Here is a 15,668-nt window from a genome sequence, read left to right as displayed (position 1 = left end):
ATTCTCTTGAAACGATTTTACGACGACGAAGCCAATTCACTTTTCGTGCAGTCCTACGATGCCTTCTATAGCCCCAGGATGCCGCAAACGCCCGTCGAGGACATCGATTTTTACGCAGGGATTGCGCAGAAAGCCAGCGGAAACGTACTCGAACTCGGATGCGGAACCGGGCGCGTAGCATTGCCCCTCGCAGAACTTGGCTTCAATGTTACTGGTGTCGATACATCGGGGGGGCTGCTTTCAATCGCTGAACGCAAGGCGGCCGGGATACCGATCGCGGCACAACAACGATTGCGATTTGTTCAGCAAGATATGTCAGACCTTCAGCTGGGTGAGCAGTTCGCCGTCGTTTTGGCACCCTTCCACTCCTTTCAGCACCTCCTCACAAGCGAGCTGCAGATTAGAGCTTTGAAGGCCATTCATCAGCATATCCGGACTGGTGGCCGACTCGTGCTTGATCTTGTCGATCTCCACGTTGACATCCTGTCAGAGAAGCTGGTGCTTCCCCGGTCGCGCTCTGCCGTACATGAGCCTAGCGGACGGCGTTACGTCCGGAATCTGCTGAATGCCCGCTATGATCACTTTGCGCAAACGCGGCACGATGTCTGGCGCTTTTTGGAAATCGGAAAAGATGGCGAAACATTGCAGGAAGAGACGCGTGATTTGGTTCTGCGTTGGACGCACCGGTGGGAACTGCACCACATGCTGGCGCACTGCGCCTTTTCGATTGAGGCAGAATACAGCGACTTTCGGCATTCTCCGCCTTGCTATGGCAAGGAGCTACTGGTGGTCGCCAAAGTTTGACTAAGAGACCTCTCTGATTGGGGTCGTTGAGGTCAAGCCACTCCTGCACTTTTTTCTGGACCGTCCCGCAGGTCACTCGCTTCTCTTCGCGGTCGGCGCTGTGGCCGCCGCATGATGGGGTCAGGAGAGCGAGGCGTCTCGATCGAACGCATCTCGTTCAGCACCGTGCGGCGGGCAACCAGCAGCGAGCGCCAAAGCCGGCACTGCCGGCTCTTGACATGCACCTGCCGATACCAGCCGGTGCACATGATCTGCGCCAGCGCGCGGGCGTGATTGCGATCGGTCTTGTTGGGCATGGTCTTCATCGCCGCATTGGCCTGCCGCGTCTCGATGCAGGTCGCAGGCCAGCCTTCGGCGTGCAATCCATCGTGAAGCCAGGCCGTCAGCGAGCACGCTTCCAGGCCGATCCGCTCAAGCGGAAAGCCGGTCCCCTTCAGCGCTTCACACAATGCCTGCGGATCGCTCAACGCTGTCGCCTCCTTCACGATCCGGCCAGTCTCGTCGACAATGCAAATAGAGGTCTCTTCCAAAGACACGACCAGTCCGGCAAAGTACTTCATGGTTGCTCCTTCCAAATGTTTGTGGCGAGTCACATCGACCACGTTTTCACATTTCGGCAGGAGCAGCCGCCATCATCTGGCTCGGCAGAGACCCCAATCACCCCATCTGTTTTGAAAATCGGCTTGCAGAGCGTTTCGTGCGAGGCTGAGTTATGATTCAAGCTTTGGATGTGGACGAAGCAGAGTCGTGGCCGGCTGGCCCATATAGCCGCCGGCCGATATCTCCATAGCGCCGGCGCGACTACGAGCAGCGCTGCGGGTTCCGACGCGAAGCCGGCCGCTATTCCGATCAAAGACCGGCCACCGTTCCGATTTAAAGCCGGCCAGCATTCCGATCAAAGACCGACCAGTTTTCGGCACTGAAGATTACCTCCTGGGTCAGCAACTTTGGCATCAAGTGCCCCGCGGCAAACGGGGAGATTTTGATGCCGGCGAAGAGAAGGCTGACCATGAGACAATTGGGACAAACGCTTCGGCTTGCCGGAAGCGGGACGAGCTCCCGCGAGATAGCAGTCATTTTGGGGATAGCGCGCAGCACGGTGCAGGATAACCTGCAGCGCAATGTAACGCGGGTGCTGCTATGGGAAGAGTATCGTGCCGCCAATCCCGACGGCTTTGGCTACACCTGGTTTTGCACGACCTTCGAGGCCTGGAAAGGGCGCGCACGCCCGACGATGCGTCAGACGCACTTGGGCGGCGAGAAGGTGTTTGTCGATTTCGCCGGCGACACCATCGACATCTTCGACCCAATCACCGGCGAAGCGCATCCCATGAAGCTGTTCGTCGCAGCAATGGGCGCCTCGAACTATACCTACGCCGAGGCGTGCCCGAGCGAGAGCCTGCCCGACTGGATCGGCGTGCACACGAACCTCTTCACCTTTCTGGGTGGCGTGCCGAAGTTCGTGGTCTGCGACAATCTCAGGGCCGCCGTCCGGACTTATGCGGAGATGGCGAGCCATTACGGCACCGCAGTTCTCGCAGCCAGGCCGAGACGCCCGAAGGATAAGGCAAAAGTCGAGGTCGCCGTGCAAATCGCCCAGCGCTGGGTCCTGGCGCGACTACGCAACCAGCGCTTCTTTTGCCTGGCGGAGCTAAACGCCGCCATCCGCCTGCTCGTCGCCGAACTCAACGCCCGCCAGATGCGCGGCTTCGGCTCCAGCCGCGCCGAACTCTTCGCCGAGATCGACAGGCCGAAGCTGGGAGAGCTGCCAGACCAGCCATACGTCTTTGCGCGCTGGAAGCGTTGCCGTGTCGCGCCCGATTATCATGTCGAGGTCGACGGACACTGGTACTCCACGCCCTACCGCCTGATCCGCGAGCTCGTCGATGTGCGTATCGCCGACAACACTGTCGAGATCTTCCACAAGGGGCAGCGGATCGCCAGCCACGCCCGTGCGCCCAACCGGCGCGGCCACACCACCGTTGCCGATCACATGCCGAGCGCGCATCGCCGCTACGGCAAGTGGACGCCGGGGGGACTGATCGCGGCCGGCGAGAAGATCGGTCCCGCCACCGCCGCCTTCTTCCAGGCCGTCATCGCCGATCGGCCGCATCCCGAACAGGGCTTTCGCACCTGTCTCGGCATCCTGGCGCTGACCAAGAGCTACGGCAACACGCGCATCGATGCAGCCTGCCAACGCGGCATCCTCATCAAGGCACGCTCCGTCGCCTCGATCCGTTCGATCCTCAAGAACGGCCTTGATCGCGCGTTCCTCGACGAGACGCCCGATCATCAACCCCTGCGCCACGGCAACATCCGCGGTCAGGGCTATTTCCACTGAACCATGGAGTTCTCAATGCTCACCCATCCCACCCACGAACGGCTGATCGCACTCGGCTTGACCGGAATGGCCAAGGCCTTCGAGGAGCAGCGACGATCACCGGATCTCGATGCCCTGTCGTTCGAGGAGCGCATCGGGCTTCTTGTCGATCGCGAAGCCGCCGAGCGCGACACCAAACGGCTCACCACACGGCTCAAATTCGCCGCGCTGCGCCAGAGCGCCTGTGTGGAAGATGTCGATTTGCGCACCCCGCGCGGCATCGACCGCGCCGTCTTTGCCAGGCTCGTCGCCGGCGACTGGATCGACCGCCACGAGAACGTGCTGGTCACCGGCGCAACCGGCCTGGGCAAGAGTTGGATCGCCTGCGCCCTCGGCCACAAGGCCTGCCGCGACAATCGATCGGTGCTCTATCATCGCGTCCCGCGCCTCTTTGAGGCGCTCGCGCTAGCGCGTGGCGATGGGCGCTATGGCCGCCTGCTCAAGACGCTCGGGCGCGTTCAACTCCTTATCCTCGACGACTGGGGCCTGTCGGTCCTCAATGCAGCCGAGCGTCGCGACCTCCTGGAGATCCTCGACGATCGCCATGGCCGCGCTTCCACAATCGTCACCAGCCAAATCCCCGTGGAACACTGGCACGATGTTGTCGGCGATCCCACGCTCGGCGATGCTATTTTGGATCGCCTCGTTCACAACGCTCACCGCCTTCAACTCACCGGAGAAAGCATGCGAAAACATAAAGCCCGCGCCCACGCTCTTGACGCAGCCGCAAACACCTGAATCAATCAACAGGTCGGTCGAAGCGGCCGCTCATGATCGCGTGAAATCCCTGCTCACGATCAAATGAAATGAGCGCTCACCATCGCGTGAAATGGCTGCTCACAATCAGCGAAATGCGCAGCTTGGCCGCCCTGGCGCGAGCTTCGAAACGCTTCTGGCGGCGCATGGTCGCCTCGCGTTCGAGCAGCATGGCAAGCCATTCGCCGTGCTCGAGGCCGCGCCTTCAGACTGAGCGTCGAGTTCCTGGAAAGCGGTTGCCATGCCGTAGAGGCCGAGCTATCGCAGCATGTCGATGGTGGGATTGATTAGCATTGGTGGTTCTCTCAATGAAAGTAATCAGGGCCACGCAGATTGGCGTGATCGACGATGGCGGTTGGTTCGGTGGAATGGCGTGCGGCTTTATGGTTGGCGATGAGCGAGGCAATGCTCTTGCAGTTCAGGCTACCAATCTCGGCAGCGCGGGCTGACACGACTTCGGCCCGATTGCGATCGATGTCACGAAACAAACGTAGGATGCCCAGACATGTTCGAAAGCCCTGTTCGGGATGCGGACGGCTGGCAAGGATTGCGACGACCAGGCCTTGCGTTTGCGGTCCGATGGATGCGACCCAGCGCCGAAAGCGCTCCGGTGTCCATTCGGCATAGCGCCGGTGGGAACTGGGCATGTGGTCCGGATCGGTTCCATGGCGAGGACCTCCATAGCGGCGCTGATGCGCCGCGATGCGCTTGCCGCGGTGGAAGATCTCGATGGTGCGCGCCGTCGCTCTCAGGTCGACCTGCTGACGAATGAGGCTGTGGGGCACGGAATAAAAGAAGGTCTTGAACTCGACGTGGTAATCCGTCGAGACGCGGGCCAAACGCCATTCGGCAAACTCGTGATCCTCCAGTGGAAGACCGGCCAGAGTCGGGCGCTCGACGCTCTCGAAGAGCTGCCGGCGACTGACGCCCAGCCGGCGCATGACGTGGTCGTTGATGCGATCGAGTGCCCGGGCAATGGCGGCATTAGCCTCAGCCAGCGAGAAGAAAGTCTGGTTGCGCAGACGGCCCAGAATGCAGGATTGGGCAAAACGCACTCCATTTTCCACTTTCGATTTATCCCGAGGGCGTTTGGGCCGTGCGGAAGAACACCGACGCCATAATGAGAGGCCATCATGCCGTAGCTGCCGTTTGATCTCGGGATCGTAGAAGCTGGCGCGACTGACGCCCGACTTCAGATTATCGAGAATTATGAGTCTGGGAACGCCCTGGAAAAACCGAAACATTCGGACATGCGAGCCAATCCAGTCGGGGAGCGTTTGCGTCCAGGTCGCTTCGGCAAAGGTGTAGCTGGACGCACCCAGCACCGCCACGAAGATCTCCGCCTCGCGGATCTCGCCGCTCTTGCGGTCGACAATCGGGATCTTCTTGCCGGAATAATCCACGAAGACCTTGTCGCCGGCGGCGTGCTCCTGGCGCATTGTCGGCGACAGTCGTTGTTGAAATCCCCGCAGGAGTTCGCAAAAGCGGCTGTAGCCGTAGCCTTCGGGATGCGCCTCTCGATACTCCTCGCAGAGGATGAGCAAAGTGACGCCGGGCTTCTTGAGCTCGACCGCAAGATCGGCCCAGTTCGGCTCCGTGCGTCGCCGTGTCCCCTGCTTGAACGCCGTTGCGGCTGAAAAGCTTGTTCTCGAGCGCATCGTCGGTCAGTTCGCCCGGCAAGGGCCAGGTCAATCCAACTGCTGCCGCACGCACGAGGCAGCGCCATCTGGTCATCCAGCCGAAGGTCCGCTCGACGACCCAGCGTCGTGGGAAAAGTTCGAAGACCTTCTGGTCATCAGATCGACGGATGATCTCGATCAGGAAGCCCAGATGGGCGGCCTTGTCCATTTAGACTATCATCGGCGCCATCGGCGAACAGATGTTTCACCCAGGGCCAGCGCTTGCGAATGGCATCCAAGATCGCCTGGGCGCCGGCGCAACTCCTTCTCGACATAGCTCCAATCGGGCACCGGCCGCCGGGGGCTTTGCGACGCTGCCTTCGGCGCCGGGAAGAGCAGCAGCTCAAGACCTTCGTCATCCATCCCCTCGGGTAGCGGCCAGCTCAGCCCGGCAAGACGGGCGCGCCGCAGATAACCATGCACGACGCCATTGCTGACCCCGAGCGTGTGCGCGATGGCACGTTCGGTCAGGCCCTGGACATGTCTTAGACGTAAAACTTCTCTGATCCGGCGCATCGACAATCTCTGGGTTGGCATCAGGCTTCCTCGTTTTGAACGAGGCATCCTGGGCGGATTCAACCGGTCGTCGCAACAGCCTCGATCATATCTTGTTTGAGTAACTGGTCGAGAGCCTCTGCAGGCGTGCGCCAGCTTAACGTCTTGCGGGGCCTGGTGTTCAGAGCACGCGCTACAGCGCTGAGTTCATCGGGCCCATGCTGGCTGAGATCCGTGCCTTTCGGAAAGTACTGGCGCAGTAAGCCGTTGGTGTTTTCGTTGCTTCCGCGCTGCCAAGGGCTTTGAGGGTCGCAGAAGTAGATCGCGAGGCCAGTGTCGATCCGGAGTTGTAACATGCTGGGCCATCTCCGCGCCCTGATCCCAAGTCAAGGATTGGCGGAGGTGTGCGGGTAGATCCATGATGGTCCCGGCGATGGCATCGCGGACCGCTTCGGCACCATGCCCGGCAAGAGCCGGGCCGTTTTTGACAGACTTGTCCTTGCCGTGGCGTTCCATGCGCGGCAGGTGCAAGAGCATTGTGAACCGTGTTGTACGTTCGACCAGCGGTTCATCGGCAAAGTCGACGCTGGTCCACAGCTTGGAGCCCGGAACAGATTGCGCGGCGGTCTGAAGCTGGACTTCCCCCGAAGACCTAACCATGCGTGCCACTGCGCGGTAATGGCCCGATAGTCGAAGTCTCCCCCACGCGTCGCCGAGTTGCGCCTGAACTCGCGGGAGATTGTGCTGGGCGACCGCCCCAGCTTGCGTGCGATCACACGCACTCCAGTGCCCCGAGTGCATTCCAAAGCTATTTCCTCGCGTTCTCGGAACGTCAAATTTCGGCTCGTGAGTGACGCCGCCGCGGGTGAAAGATGTGTGGGAGGCATTCCGCCTGAACTCCGAAACCACCGGATACCCACGGGGCCGGAGACGCCGGCTTCGGCGGCGGCCTCTTCACTGGACAGGCCTGCCGCCACTCCTCGCCAGAACCGGCACAGGTTCTCACGCTGCCACACTGGTGGCCGCCCTGGCGAGGACAATTTATGCCGAGTAGAGCGCTCCGATTTCCGTCTTCCTGTAGCCATGAACACCTCCTGCTATGGGGTGTTGCGACGACCGGTTGAATCCGCCCTGTAGACAGGCTGAGTTGTCGGCCGAAGCGTCCAGCACCTCCGAAAAGGTGCTCACGATCGTCTGAAATCGCTGCTCACGATCCCCCGAAATCGTTGCTCATGATCCCGTGAAATCCGTGCTCACGATGCGGTGAAATCCGTGCTCACGATCGTCTGAAATACGCAGCCAAGCTTCGCCAGGACGCGCAGATCGAGAATGCTGATTTCCGCGCCGCACGCGGTCTCGACCGCAATCTGTTCATGGCGCTTGCCGGCTGCGACTGGATCAGAAAGCATCACGGCCTTCTTGTCACCGGGCCAGCCGGCGTCGGCAAAACTTGGCTTGCCTGCGCTCTCGGCCACAAGGCCTGCCGCGAAGACTTCTCCGTCGCCTACCAGCGGGTTCCCCGGCTATTCGCCGCTCTCTCGCTTGCAAGAGGCGACGGGCGATACGGCAGGATCCTCAAATCTCTTGGTAGGACCGACCTGCTGATCCTCGATGACTGGGGACCGGAAAAGCTCAATGACGACCAACGTCGCGATCTCCTGGAGATCATTGTGGACCGCTACGAGCGACGCTCAACCATCGTCACAAGTCAGGTGCCCGTGGATCGCCGGTGGGAGATTATTGCAAACCCCACTCTTGCCGATGCCATCTTGGATCGCTTCGTTCACAACGCCTACCGCATCGATCTCACCGGTGAAAGCATGCGAAAACAGCGCCGCCGGTCGCATCCGAAAACCTCGAAGCTTGACCTGAAACAAAACCCAACCCAAACATCACGAGACCCAGGATCAGTCCGAAAAATGGCCGGCTTCAAATCGGAATGGTGGCCGGAATGAAATCGGAATGACTGGCCGGCTTCAAATTGGAATCGGTGGCCGGCTTCATCGGAATACGCAAGCAGCGCATCGTCTCTCACGCTATGATCCTCGTCGCAATGTGCGCAAACCTCATCCGCAGAAACGCTCATCCTTGAATTTCAAAAACGGACTCTAGCACTTAGAAGAATCTGATGAATCTGACGCGTGCTGAGGTAGATCGAGGCGTCCACCACCTCATGGCATTTTAGCCGCAGGAGCGTACAGTGACCGAGATGTTTTCCGCCCGGATAGCGGCTAGCAACGGCAGTCCGGGAGAAGCTCCGCAGTGAGTTACGTTAAGCGCCGAGGTATCCGAGGACGCTGACTTTGGTGTTGGTCTTGGCGGATATGAAAATGTCGTGGCATCGCGACGGCAAAGTCGGCAGGGCATTCTCATGCCGGCGTCCGCCTTGGCTTTGGGAGGTTGCTGATAGCTGGACTCGTCTCAAACAACGTTTGGTCCTCGTAGTCGCAGGCGGATACAGCATTCACAATGCGCTTGAGGTGGGCAAACACATCTCGACCTTCTTCCGCGCGACGCGAGATGACATAGGAGCCGCTGGCGACGATATCGCGCGTACCCTCGACGCAACACCCGCGATCATCTGCCTGTTCGCAAACCGCTTTCTGTTCCTCAGTCCGGGAAGTAAGGGGCCGCATATCGGTCCCGTTCGCCAAGGGTCGGAAATGGGGTGATCGACCAATTGATTAAGTCGACGGCACGCTGAATTATCGCCTCTGTCTGAGCAGGGGTGGGTGTAGCGGCCATGACATGTCCAATCTTATCTCGGTAATCGCCGTTCCTAAGGATCGGCGTCTTGGGTTCAACATAGAATTTGACCTCGGCGACACCTGGTATAGCAGCCGCCCGACTGTCACCGTGGACCCAATCGAGGGTGCCCTCGCGATCAGGAATTAGGTTCCGCGCCACCGCAGTGTGCGAATGGCTTCTGCGCAAATCCCATTTGTCGCCGATGACAAGCTTGATGTGCTCTGTGACGAGATCGACACCGTAAGCCAACTGAACCAGTTGAGGAGTGGGCGTGCCAGCAAGACGCGGATTGACTTCGATCACGACTGGACCAAGCTTCGTCCACATAAATTCAATGTTCGTTGGCCCCCAGCCAAGGCCAAGAGCTCGCAAACAGCCCAGCGAAACGTCGGCGATGCGCGCATGCTGGTAATCAGTGAGCGGGGCCGGATAGGTGCATTCACGACAGACGAAATGCGGTGGGTGCCCCCCCAGTCAAGGGTGGCAATCCCGATGACCTCATTTCCCATTACCTCAGCGCTATAATGGGGGCCTAGTGCGAATTCTTCAACCAGTATCCTCGGCGAAGACCGCCAAATGTGCTTCCCGCCCAACAGAGAGATCGTATGTTCGGCTAACTCGTCGACATTGCGGCACAGTCGGACACCTCTGCTGCCGCTGCCGACGGTTGGCTTAAGAATCACCGGCAGGCCGATCTCCGCGGCAGAGCGTTCTACCTCCGCCGCATTCGCTGCCAAGCAATAAGCGGGTATTGGAACGCCCGCCTCCGCGAGGAGCTGACGTTGAGTGAATTTGTCGCAGCATCGTTCAATGGATGAGGGGTTCGGTCCCGGCAGATCGAAACGCCGGCAGAGCTTGCCGGCTGTCGCATAGAACGACTCCGTGGCGCTCGTAATGCCAGCAATGTCATAGGTCGCACGCAGCTGGGAACACTCTCGGATCAGCGCATCGAGATTGTCAGTATCGACACTGATTGCGCCAATACCTTCCGCCGCAAGATAGTCGTAACGAGCTGGATCGGCCGACAGGGTAATTGGATGAAGACCAAGACGCTGGGCCGCGTGGACATATAGCGGACCATTGCTCCTTGTGCCTTCAACCAGGATGAGCGCTCTTCTTGCCATTGGCGTTAACCTCCGTTGCGATCTGAGCGGTCTGAGCGCAAACAGTCATCAGCTTTATCCGTGACTGACCTCAGACTTCGCGGTGAAGGTAACATTGTCAGCGATTGGCGATCGCAAAGATTTTGTAAATTATAGGCGAATGCCAACCTGGGCGGGAATAGCTCCGTCTGTAAGCGATGCACGCGACAGACCGCGTGTTGACCACGCGGGATGGGCGCTAACTTGCAAAAAAGGGCGGCAAAGTGCGGGAAGTGCTGGATGAATTCTGACCGGGCTCCTTGCTGCTTCTTTCTTGTTGAGGCTGTTTCGGGCCTTGTAGTTCTAATCGAGTTCCTGCCTATCGGCGGTCATCTGACCGGGCTCGAAGTCGGGTGATCGTGATTGCGCAACCGTCGGCAGCGCGGACGCCGCACCTTAGAATAGTTTCCGTCCATAAACGTGCATATTTCAGTGCGTTTACAATGAGCTGCGCGCGATTGAGAGCGCCTTGACGGGCGCGGACGGGTCGAAGAGTGCTGTTTGTCGCCAAAATAGTGTCACCGGCGCGTGCGGTGGCGGCCGGCATGGTCGGCGCGGGGCAACCTGCGATCCCGGGGGGGCAGTTCAGGTCGGCTTGAGGCGGGTGAAGATGTCGAGGTTGTAGGCCACGACTGAGGACCAGACGTACGTCTTGAGGGGATCGAGGCCGCGCCAAGTGCAACGCGCCAAACCGTAAGCACGCTTGAGGCATGAAATGCCGGCCTCGACGCCGGCGCGGAAGTTGCGCAGCTTGCGATAGACCCACTTGCTTCTGACCATGTCCTCGATCCTCAGGGCCAGCCTTCTTGTGGAAGGCTATGTCGGAAACGCCCCACGCTTTCGCCGTGGCCAGGTTGGCGCGAGTGGCGAAGCCTCCATCGGCGGCCGCCTGCCGTGGTGCCTGACCATAGAGGGTGACGTGGCGCAAAAGCATCGGCAGCAAGCGGTCGCTGTTAGCTGGGTTGCCTGCTTCGATCATCAAATCGAGGATCATGCCGCTCCTGCCGGTGGTGAGGTTGAGCTTATGGCCGTATTCGGTATCGCGGCTGCCTTTGACGATGATATCGGCATGCTCTTCGAACAGGCTGACCAACTTCTCGCCGGCGGGCACTGGCTCGCCGGCCAACACCCGCCGCTCGCTCTGTCGGATGATGCGTTCCACCAGCGGCCGATAATGGCGAACCTGGATCTGCCACAGGGCTATGGACGGTGTGCTCGCCACGGCCAAACGCTCGCTCGCCTGCTCCAGATAGGCCAGGGTCGCACGGGTGATTGCGATCAGTTCGCGGTAGAGCTGGACCCGGTTGGGTCGACCGCGCATGAACTGGATTTTGCAAGCCCGCTTCTTGGCTGCGCGGCAGTGATCGCGCCATGCCATGCTGGTGCCGCCAATCAAGACATCAGCTCGCTTCAGAAGGCGCACCATGACCCGCACGGCATCCCAAAGCAGGCTGCTGTCACTCGGCTCGTGCATGAGTGCCGAGGTCACGTTGCCGTCCAGCCGCACCACCGCGCCGTCTTCGAGCTTCGCCTGTCGAGCGCTCGACAGCAGTGACGCCAACCCGCACCAAATCACGCGCCACCAAGCCAAGCAGATCGCGATGCTCGTCCAGCCAGTGCGACATTGCCTCCAGTTCGCGTCCGATCTCGTGCGTGGCGAAAACATCGAATATACTCGCTTGGACGGTGCGTTCTTGGCGCATTGTCGTCTCCGGCGGTGGCAGGACTTTTGGAATCAGTGGCATGATCCAAGATACCTGAAACCGCCGGGCCTTGCTCGCGCAAAGCTACGATTCACTCAATAGAATCAATCGCTTGCTGTTTATGGACGGAAACTAGACTAGTTCGTAAGCCGGATCTCTTTCTCAATCCGGGAGGTAAGGAGCCGCATATTGCTCCCGTTCGCCAGCAGTCGGAAATGGCGTGATCGACCAATTAATCAAATCGACGGCACGCTGTAGTATCGCCGCAGTCTGGGCACGGGTGGGTGACGCGGCGATGATATGTCCGATCTTGTCTGTGTAGTCGCCTCTCCTGACGATCGGCGTCTCGGGTTTAACAAACAATTTGACCTGGGTGACACCTGGTATAGCAGCTGCCAGACTGTCGCCATCGATCCAATCCAGGGTGCCATCGCGGTCAGGAAGCAGGCATTGCACCGTCGCAGTGTGCGAATGCCTTCTACTCAAGTTCCATTCGTCGCCGATGACAAGCTTGATGTGCTCGGTGACGAGATCGACACCGTAGGCCAGCTGAACCATTTCAGGATTGGGCGAACCCGCAAGACGCGGATTGACTTCAATGACGGTAGGGCCACACTTCGTCCACCGCAGTTCAATGTTCGTTGGGCCCCAGCCAAGGCTCAGAGCTGGCAAACAGCTCAGCGAAACATCGGCTATACGCTGATGCTCGTCATCAGTCAGCAGTGCCGGATAGGTGCACTCCCGAAAGACGAAATGCGGTGGGCGGCCGAAGTCAGCGGCTGCAACCCCGATGACTTCATTTCCCATTATATCAACGCTATAGTATGGGCCTTGCGCGAATTCTTCGACCAGTATCCTCGGCGAAGACCGCCATATGTGCTTCCCGCCCAATAAATATGTCGTTTGTTCGGCTAGCTCATCGATATTGCGGCACAACCGGACACCGCGGCTGCCACTGCCGACAGCTGGCTTAAGAATCACCGGTAGGCCGATCTCCGCAGCGGAACTTTCTACGTCCGTGGCATTCGCTGCCACGCGATAAGCCGGCACTGGAACGCCTGCCCCCGCCAGGAGTTGCCGTTGAGCGAACTTGTCGCAGCATCGCTCAATGGACGCGGGATTCGGTCCCGGTAGATCGAAATGCCGGCAGAGCTTGCCGACTGTCGCATAGAACGACTCCGCGGAGGACGTAATGCCAGCGATGTCGTAGGTCGCCCGCAGCCGGGAACATTCGCGGATCAGCGCATCGAGATTGTCTGTATCGACATGGACTGCCTCATTGCCTTCCGCTGCAAGATAGTCGTAACGAGCTGGATTAGCCGAAAGGATAATTGGATGAAGCCCAAGATATTTTGTCGATTGGATGTATAGTAGACCAGTATTCCTTGTGCCTTCAACCAGAATGAGCGCTTTTTTTGCCATTGTTTGTTCACTCCAACGTTGCATGCCGTGCGGCGGTCAAAGGTAAACCGAGGCCGGCTTTTTCAGTCGTGCCTGCCCCAGACTTTGTAGAGAACATACCATTGTCGAGCGACTTGCGGTCGTGAAGTTTATGTAAACTTATTGGAAGGCTTTGTCCGGTCAGGTAGATACTTTGGGCTAGCGGCGAGGGTGTGGACACTTTCGGCCCTGTCGTATCCCATGAGAAGGAGGCGCCCTACGTCGCAGTCTTTTGACGCAAACCGGTCCTTTGCCGCTCTCGAACAGGATAACACGATCCTCGCCGTCATCGAAATGCGCAAGGCGAAGTGGCTGAGAGATTTCAAGCGCCAGCCGCTGAAGGAAATTTATGGCGCAGAGATTGCTCGAGGCCTGCGGCGCCAGCCACTCAAAAAGTCGGCGCTGATCAGGAGGCACTGCTGGATGCGATGGCAGCGGCGGATCAGAATCCAAATCTGGATGAGCGCGTCACGACGGAAGCCGGATGAGGGCCTGGTAGAATGTACCCTTGGAGCCCATCGCGCGGCCAGATGACGACAATATGGAAACTGAATTTGACGTAAGCGGCTGTGGAAGATGAATGTCGGGTAGGAAGACGTGACTTGGCTACGCTTTCGGCGCTTTCTAGGCAATCCTCAGTAAATCTAGGTGATCTATGGTCGTGCATTCTTGCGGTTCCGCCGGCGGGCGCTTCTTGAACTGAAGAATGCTAAGCAGGCCCAAAGTATCCGCGGTAAAGCGGAGTGGATGGAGATGTTACTGACAAGTCGCATCTGTATTCGACAGGCGCTTTAGGAGTTTGCGACCGAAAAAGGATGGCTGTCGTGGTATGGTAGAGCTCAATTATGAACTGGTCCGCCCCTGCGGGGGACGGACTGCCAATCAGTTTCCTCAAGTGGGGCTTGGGAGAACATCCAAAAGATGCGCGGAGTTCTAATAGTGCATTTTAAGGGAACGCGTGACGGGTCCCCTTCCGGCCAGAGTATGGAGGCAGTTAATGAATTCGAAGCGATCGGCAATTCCCTGTACCGGAACATTGTTTGAGCAATCCGAATATGAGAGACGACAGTATCGGGTGCTCGAAGCCGTAGAACGGGCAGGCTTTGATGCCCTACTTGTGACGGCGCAGAGCCATCTCCGCTATCTGACAGGATATTCCGGCACCGGCGCGTATTTTGGTCCCTTTCCCCTCATTCTCGCCCCAGGGCGAGAACCGACTTTTGTTGTTCGTAAGTTTGACGAGGAGAATGTCAGAGCTTTCAGTTGCATTGACGAGATCGTCCCCTACACGCATGGCTACGAATTTCGCACAGTTTGTGGCGATGTTCTGCGGCGACTGAAACTCCACAACAAGCGAATCGGGATGGAACTCGGTTGCTGGTCTCTGGCGCCTGCCGATGTGGCCGCGCTTCGAGATGAGCTTCCGGACCTGAAGATCGCTGATGCGAGCAGGCTCGTCGCATCTGTCGCAGCAGTGAAGAGCGAGGTGGAGATCCAGGCTTTGCACGAGGCCGCGATTATCACTGACCTTGCGATTGGCATATTTCACAGGTCCCTTCGCGAAGGTGCCACCGAAGCTGAAGTATTTGCTGCAATCCGAAGTGGTGTGGAAACTGCAGGCGGGGAGTTGTCAGCCGGTCTTAATTTGGCGTTCGGAGAACGACTCCTATTGCCGCACGCTAGGCCGGTAAGCTATCCGATGGAGATGAATAATGCGGCATTCATCGAACTCAGCGCAACGGTCAAAGACTATTGCGCTCCAGTGTGCCGGTCCGCTGTTCTGGGACGCCATCAAAGCCTCGAAACACTGCACAAGGTCGCAGAAGAGGCTATTGAAGCAGCGGTCGAAGCCATAAAGCCGGGTACGACGACGGGGGCTGTGAGTGCCACCATACGAAGGGTGGTCGAACGGGGTGCTCGTCCGGAAGCGCTTCGTAGCAGGACGGGCTACCAGATCGGCGTCTACTGGAGCGATCGCGGCGATCTTAGCATCGAACCAACGGGAGACGATGTGATTGAGGTCGATATGAGCTTTCATATGCCGATCATTCTCTTTGATGAGGAGGGGTATCAGATCGGCTGCAGCGAGACCGTCTTGGTGACCCGACAGGGTGCCAAGATTCTGAGCAAAACCCCGCATACCTTGTATCGAGCCTGACGCATTTCTGACCACCCAGCCATACGTGAACTGGGCTTGCGATCCAGCTGCTGCTGCGCGGGAACAGAGTGGGGCTGTCGCTTTGGAAGGCAAAAGATCCACGCTCCGGGTTTGCGCTGGGCCGATGACCTCCGCAGACAATGACGTCGCGTGCTGGCAGCACGCGCTAGAATTTGAGAATCGCTGGGATGAGCAAGATGGCGTATCGCGAAAAAGACAAGATTTTGAAGGGCCATCCATGATGGTGTGCCAGAAATCTATCTCGCCGATTCTCGCCCTTCGGGCTCCTCGGGCGGTAAGGACTCGACCACCGCGCTTCAGCTGATTGGGGCGCGCGATAACGAGATTATCTTCAAATGGCAG

General features: G+C 58.8%; 6 protein-coding genes and 9 pseudogenes. 5 read left to right on the top strand and 10 right to left on the bottom strand.

What is annotated here, in order from left to right; translation table 11 throughout:
- Nucleotides 1-6: 6 nt before the first annotated feature.
- Complete coding sequence (locus tag RFM52_RS21135) at nt 7-804, top strand: class I SAM-dependent methyltransferase (protein WP_320297917.1); 798 nt, start codon at nt 7-9, stop codon at nt 802-804.
- Nucleotides 805-941: 137 nt separating this feature from the next.
- Here RFM52_RS21135 and RFM52_RS21130 read toward each other — a convergent pair.
- Nucleotides 942-1,364 (bottom strand): annotated as a pseudogene (locus tag RFM52_RS21130) (IS110 family transposase); the annotation flags it as partial.
- Nucleotides 1,365-1,789: 425 nt separating this feature from the next.
- On the opposite strand from RFM52_RS21130, the gene istA (RFM52_RS21125) reads away from it, so the two are divergent.
- Nucleotides 1,790-3,145 (top strand): IS21 family transposase, encoded by a 1,356-nt coding sequence (gene istA / locus RFM52_RS21125; protein WP_320297916.1) that lies wholly within the window; start codon nt 1,790-1,792, stop codon nt 3,143-3,145.
- Between the two features lie 15 nt (nt 3,146-3,160).
- Entirely contained in the window at nt 3,161-3,922 is a 762-nt protein-coding gene (istB, locus tag RFM52_RS21120; protein WP_320297915.1) for an IS21-like element helper ATPase IstB, read from the top strand.
- 115 nt (nt 3,923-4,037) lie between these two features.
- Here istB (RFM52_RS21120) and RFM52_RS21115 read toward each other — a convergent pair.
- The 6 genes and pseudogenes from RFM52_RS21115 to RFM52_RS32840 form a co-directional block, all read right to left on the bottom strand.
- Nucleotides 4,038-4,183, bottom strand: a pseudogene (locus RFM52_RS21115) (ATP-binding protein); the annotation flags it as partial.
- Nucleotides 4,184-4,245: 62 nt separating this feature from the next.
- Nucleotides 4,246-5,598 carry an IS21 family transposase gene (gene istA, locus RFM52_RS21110; RefSeq protein ID WP_320297914.1) on the bottom strand — a complete coding sequence of 451 codons (1,353 nt, stop codon included), beginning with the start codon at nt 5,596-5,598 and terminating at the stop codon, nt 4,246-4,248.
- A gap of 49 nt (nt 5,599-5,647) precedes the next feature.
- Nucleotides 5,648-5,876 (bottom strand): annotated as a pseudogene (locus RFM52_RS21105) (transposase); the annotation flags it as partial.
- Nucleotides 5,869-6,156 (bottom strand): annotated as a pseudogene (locus RFM52_RS21100) (sigma factor-like helix-turn-helix DNA-binding protein); the annotation flags it as partial. The pseudogenes RFM52_RS21100 and RFM52_RS21105, both read right to left, overlap by 8 nt.
- Nucleotides 6,157-6,194: 38 nt before the next feature.
- A pseudogene (locus RFM52_RS32845) lies at nt 6,195-6,678 on the bottom strand (IS30 family transposase); the annotation flags it as partial.
- 164 nt (nt 6,679-6,842) lie between these two features.
- Nucleotides 6,843-7,001, bottom strand: a pseudogene (locus RFM52_RS32840) (helix-turn-helix domain-containing protein); the annotation flags it as partial.
- A 408-nt stretch (nt 7,002-7,409) separates the two neighbouring features.
- Here RFM52_RS32840 and istB (RFM52_RS21090) point away from each other — a divergent pair.
- Nucleotides 7,410-7,952 (top strand): annotated as a pseudogene (gene istB / locus RFM52_RS21090) (IS21-like element helper ATPase IstB); the annotation flags it as partial.
- A gap of 772 nt (nt 7,953-8,724) precedes the next feature.
- On the opposite strand, the pseudogene RFM52_RS21085 reads toward istB (RFM52_RS21090), so the two are convergent.
- The 3 genes and pseudogenes from RFM52_RS21085 to RFM52_RS21075 all read right to left on the bottom strand — a co-directional run bounded on the left by RFM52_RS21085 (nt 8,725) and on the right by RFM52_RS21075 (nt 13,129).
- Nucleotides 8,725-9,986: pseudogene (locus RFM52_RS21085) on the bottom strand (ATP-grasp domain-containing protein).
- 603 nt (nt 9,987-10,589) lie between these two features.
- Nucleotides 10,590-11,707, bottom strand: a pseudogene (locus RFM52_RS21080) (ISNCY family transposase).
- 162 nt (nt 11,708-11,869) lie between these two features.
- Nucleotides 11,870-13,129, bottom strand: a complete 1,260-nt coding sequence (locus RFM52_RS21075; protein WP_320297913.1) for an ATP-grasp domain-containing protein — start codon at nt 13,127-13,129, stop codon at nt 11,870-11,872.
- Nucleotides 13,130-14,144: 1,015 nt separating this feature from the next.
- On the opposite strand from RFM52_RS21075, the gene RFM52_RS21070 reads away from it, so the two are divergent.
- Nucleotides 14,145-15,305, top strand: a complete 1,161-nt coding sequence (locus RFM52_RS21070; RefSeq protein ID WP_320297912.1) for a M24 family metallopeptidase — start codon at nt 14,145-14,147, stop codon at nt 15,303-15,305.
- Nucleotides 15,306-15,668: the final 363 nt, after the last annotated feature.

Source organism: Mesorhizobium humile, assembly GCF_033977215.1.
GTDB classification, from domain to species: domain Bacteria; phylum Pseudomonadota; class Alphaproteobacteria; order Rhizobiales; family Rhizobiaceae; genus Mesorhizobium; species Mesorhizobium humile.
Note: the sequence above shows the minus strand (reverse complement) of the source record. Positions and strands in the feature narration are given on the sequence as shown.